Below are 589 nucleotides of genomic sequence, written 5' to 3'. Positions count from 1 at the left end.
CAGGAAAGGCGAAGTCCGGGAGCCAAGCATTGCAGAATACAAATATGAGATCGAACGCCTGAAAATGGAGAATGAGCTGCTGCGGGATTTTCTGCGGTCCACAGAAAGGAAGTGAGAGCTAGAGCAAAATATGCGGTAATCTATCGTCATGGAGAGAAGTATCCGGTTTGCAGGATGTGCAAGTTCTTTGGCGTTTCCCGGAGTGGGTACTACGCCTATACCCACAATCTGAACCGTCCGAACCCAAATCAGCCGATTATAGACCAGATCGCCCGGCAGCAGAAGAGGTGCAAAAATACATATGGCTATCGCCGGATGCATCTGTGGCTGGACAAAAACGGTTGTTACAGGAATCCCAAAACGATTCTCAGGATTATGAAAACCAACGGTTTGCTGTCTGAAATCCGCAGGCGCAGGCAGTGGAAGCAGCTGGGGCAGCAGATTCACAGATACGAGAATCTACTGAATCGGGACTTTCATACAGAAAGACCTAACAGCAAATGGGTCACAGATATCTCTTATATCCATACAGAACAAGGTGTCCTGTACCTGTCCATGATCCGGGATTTATACGACAACAGCATTGTGG

General features: G+C 48.0%; 1 pseudogene. It reads left to right on the top strand.

Features of this window, described 5'->3' with window-relative positions:
- Nucleotides 1-375: 375 nt before the first annotated feature.
- Nucleotides 376-589 (top strand): annotated as a pseudogene (locus tag B5F27_RS17375) (IS3 family transposase); the annotation flags it as partial.

It is taken from the genome of Faecalibacterium sp. An192 (assembly GCF_002160175.1).
Classification (GTDB): Bacteria; Bacillota; Clostridia; order Oscillospirales; family Ruminococcaceae; genus Faecalibacterium.
This window is presented reverse-complemented; position numbering and strand designations above follow the sequence as displayed.